Origin of the sequence: Mesorhizobium sp. M7A.F.Ca.CA.004.12.1.1 (assembly GCF_003997835.1) — a bacterium.
Classification (GTDB): Bacteria; Pseudomonadota; Alphaproteobacteria; order Rhizobiales; family Rhizobiaceae; genus Mesorhizobium.
This window is the reverse complement of sequence record NZ_RZRK01000609.1, coordinates 1-3730: the sequence shown is the minus strand read 5'-3', so window position 1 is coordinate 3730 and position 3730 is coordinate 1. Positions and strand designations below refer to the sequence as shown.

At 63.4% G+C, this 3730-nt stretch carries 4 protein-coding genes; 2 read left to right on the top strand and 2 right to left on the bottom strand.

What is annotated here, in order from left to right; translation table 11 throughout:
* Together EN984_RS26090 and EN984_RS26085 are read left to right on the top strand one after the other, a co-directional pair.
* A partial coding sequence (locus tag EN984_RS26090) for a sugar ABC transporter ATP-binding protein (RefSeq protein ID WP_164765655.1) occupies nucleotides 1-1044 on the top strand: 1044 nt, incomplete at its 5' end.
* A gap of 317 nt (nucleotides 1045-1361) precedes the next feature.
* Nucleotides 1362-1769, top strand: a complete 408-nt coding sequence (locus tag EN984_RS26085) for a carboxymuconolactone decarboxylase family protein (protein ID WP_127384049.1) — start codon at nucleotides 1362-1364, stop codon at nucleotides 1767-1769.
* Between the two features lie 4 nt (nucleotides 1770-1773).
* Here the strand turns inward: EN984_RS26085 and EN984_RS26080 are convergent, their stop codons facing one another.
* Both EN984_RS26080 and EN984_RS26075 read right to left on the bottom strand, forming a co-directional pair.
* The gene (locus EN984_RS26080; protein WP_164749096.1) at nucleotides 1774-2661 is read right to left on the bottom strand and encodes an amidohydrolase; all 888 of its coding nucleotides are present in this window, start codon (nucleotides 2659-2661) and stop codon (nucleotides 1774-1776) included.
* Nucleotides 2661-3730: VWA domain-containing protein (locus EN984_RS26075; protein WP_245480121.1), on the bottom strand; the 1070-nt coding region annotated here is incomplete at its 5' end. The genes EN984_RS26075 and EN984_RS26080, both read right to left, overlap by 1 nt.

The window sequence follows — 3730 nt, the reverse complement described above, 5'->3', positions numbered from 1 at the left end:
GTGCACCACAATGCCGAGATCATCATCTTCGACGAGCCGACGGCGACGCTGACGCCGGAAGAAAAGCGGCACTTCTTCGCGCTGATCCGGCGGCTGAAGGCGAGCGGCGTGTCGATCGTCTTCATCAGCCACGCGCTGGAAGAGGCGCTCGATATCGCCGACCGCATCACCATCCTGCGCGACGGCGAGCTGGTCATCACCGACGACACCTCTGCTTTCGACCGCGACAGGATCGTTTCCGCCATGGTCGGGCGCACGCTGTCGGGACAGATCTACCGGCAGCGCGACGAAGCGAAGCTTCGCAAGGCGGGCAAGAAGGTGCTGTCGGTGCAGGACATCTCGATGAGCAATGTCGTGCGCAACACGTCCTTCTCGATCTTCGAGGGCCAGATCACCGGTGTGTTCGGGCTGATTGGCTCCGGCCGCACCGAAACCTTCAAGATCGTCTCCGGCATCTACAAGCGCGACTTTCTGCGCGGCGGCGCCATCGAGCTCGATGACAGGCCGGTGCGCTATCTCGTGCCGAGCGAGGCGGTGGCTGACGGCATCGTCTATGTCACCGAGGACCGCAAGAGCGAAGGCATCTTCGAGACGATGGGCATTGCCGAGAACCTGTTCGGCGGGCTGCTGGCGGCGGGGCGCGAAAAGGCCTGGGTGATCAACGCGCAGGAAATGCGCGCGCTGTCAGCCGAATGGACGAAGACGTTGAACATCAAGGCGATCAACGACAATGCGCGCGTCGTCGAACTGTCCGGCGGCAACCAGCAGAAGGTGGTGATCGGCAAGGGGCTGGTGCAGCAGCCGCGCATCGTCATCTTCGACGAGCCGACGCGCGGCGTCGATGTCGGCGCGATCGCCGAGATCCATCAGATCATCAACCGGCTGGCCGACGAGGGCCTGGCCGTTGTCGTCATCTCGTCCTACCTGCCGGAGATCATGAACCTGTCCGACCGCATCCTGGTCTGCCGCCAGGGCCGCATCGTCGAGGAGTTTTCGCCGGCCGAGGCGACGGAGGAGAAGATCATGTACGCGGCTGTGCATTAGGTTTCCGGGCGGTGCGTACGTCGATAATTGGCCGGGACGTCCATCCCTTCGTCATCCACGGGCGAAGCAAGGAGCGTAGCGACGCGGCGCAGACCCGAGGATCCATGCCGCGACTTCCATGCGTCGCTGCGGCGCAAGATTCTGCTCCGCCGCACACTTCGAGAGACGTCACGGAATGGATCCTAGGGTCTCCGCGACGGAGCTTCGCTCCTGCTTCGCCCTAGGATGACGAAGGTGAGGGGCTGAAAACCGATTCATCCAAGGTGGTTGGCCGTAATTGCTCAACACTTGATTCAATTCAAACGAAAGGGAACGCCATGGCCACGACGAAACTCCTCAGCGATGCCGAGGTCGAAAAGACCCCCGCCGTGAAAGCCGTGTTCGACGACATCCGCGCGACGCGCAAATCTGATTTCGTCAACAATTTCTGGCGCGGGCTGGCCAATGATCCTCCGGCGCTGAAGCGGATCTGGGAACAGTTGAAGGTGGTGATGGTCGCCGACAGCGCCATCGATCCGCTGACCAAGGAGATGATCTACATTGCTGTCTCGACCGCCAATGGCTGCTCCTACTGCGTCCACTCGCACACGGCGGCGGCCCGCGCCAAAGGCATGACCGATGCGCAGCATGGCGATCTGGTGTCGATCATCGGGCTGGCCGGCCAGACCAACCATCTGGTGACGGCGATGCAGATTCCGGTTGACCCGCAGTTCGAGGTGAAGTGAGGCCTCACACCGGCCGGTAAACCTTCTCCGCCGTGTTCCAGAAAATATCCGCCTCCGCCGCCGCACCATGCCTGGCCACCGCATCGCGGTGCGTCTTGATCAGCTCGGCGTGGCTGGTCCAAAGCTTCTCGATCGGAAAGTTCGAGCCGAACATCAGATGGTCGGCGCCCAATATGTCGATCGCATTGTCGACGATATAGGCGATCAGAGCCGGGTCGTTGCGGTGGACGAAGGTGCCGAGGCCGGAGAGCTTGGCGTAGAAGTTGGGGGCGGCTGCAAGCGTGCGCAGGCCTGCCTTCCAGGCTTCGGTGGTTTCCGGCTCCATGCCGGTCAGCATACCGGCATGGGTGAGGATGAAATTCGTCTCCGGGTTTTCGCCGACCAGCGTCAGGCCGTCCTTCATCTGAGCGGGGAAGAGCTGCAGGTCGAAGGAGAGGCCATAGTCCTTGAGCCGCGCCACATTGGCGCGCACCTTGGGGTCGATCACCTGGTCGGCGGAGGCGGCGAAGCGGAAGGCCGGGGTCTCGTGCCAATGCAGTTGCATGCGCACGCCGCGCAGCAGCTTGTATTTCATCAAGCGATCGATCTGCGGTCTGATATCCTCGACTGTCATGTCGGTGTAGCCGACAATGGCATGCGGCCAGCCGGTTTCGTCGGATGTCTTCTGCAGGAAGGCGACTTCCTTCTCGAAATCCTCCTTGGCCCAGTTGGTCTGGACATAGACGGCCTTTTCGACGCCTGAATCCCTCTGGTCCTCGAGAAATTCCTCGATCGGGTAGTCGCGCCGGATCGGCTCGTAGGGACCGAAGATGCGCGGCACCATCGGCCCGACCAGCCAGGGCTGGTCCTTTTGGCGCCAGATGTGGAAATGCGCGTCGATGGCTTTCTGCATCACGAAACCCTCTTCCAGATTGTCGCCGCCGCTGAAGCAGGGCGGGCGAGCGACAGGATGAAATCGGTGAGGCTTTTCACCGACGAGCCATCGACGAGGTCGTCCAGGTCAGGCAGGATGGCACGAAGTGCAGCCGTTGCCGGCCGGAAGCGCGGGTCGCCGGCTAGCGGTGTGGCCAGCGACAGCCGGAAAGCGCGGGCGCTCAGCCGTCGCATGGCTGTCTCCAACTCGCCATGATCGCCGCGCTCCAGCGCGTCGGACAGGATCACGACCGTGGCACCGCGTGCAAACGACGAAAAGCGCGGCACCGAGAGGAAGGCGAGCAGCGTCGGTCCCATGCGGGTGCCGCCGTCCCAGTCGTCGACCTGGGCAGCGGCGCGCGCCAGCGCCTGGTCGCGGTCGCGGATGCGCAATGCCGTGGTGATGCGCGTCAGCCGCGTGCCGAAGGTGAATATCTCGGCGCGGTCGGCACCTTGCACGGCCGCATGTGCCAGCTTGAGATAGTCCGCTGTGTGCAGCTTCATCGAGCCGGAAACGTCGATCAGCAGCAGCAGCTTGCGCGGTACGGTCTGGCGGCGGCGCAGCAGCGGCGAGGGCACGTCGCCATCGGCGCTGACGATTTCCCTGAGCGATCGGCGCAGATCGAGCTTACCGCGCGAGTGGGTGCGTATCGTACGGAAGGAGCGCCGGGCTGGTAAAGCGGTCGAGAGTTTGCGACGAAAGGCGGTCAGCCTGTCATCGTCGCGCTGGAAGTCGCGGACACTCAACTGCTCCAGGGCCGAAGAGAGGTCGCCGCCCTCTTGGCTTTGTTCGGCCTCGAGCCGTTCGTCGTCGGCGCCGCCATCATCCTTGATGCGAGTTTCCTCGTCGGCGTCGCCTTCGACCACGGCGGACGTATTGCCATAAAAATGGCTCTGGAAATGCGCCTCGAATTCGTCGCGGCGGTCGGGCGGCGGCGCCAGCGTGGAAAGGGCGGCCTCGCGGATGTCTGCCATCGAGCGCGGCCCGAGCAACGTCACCGCCTGCATGAAGCCGGAGACCTGCTCGGGGGCGATGGCGAAACCATAGC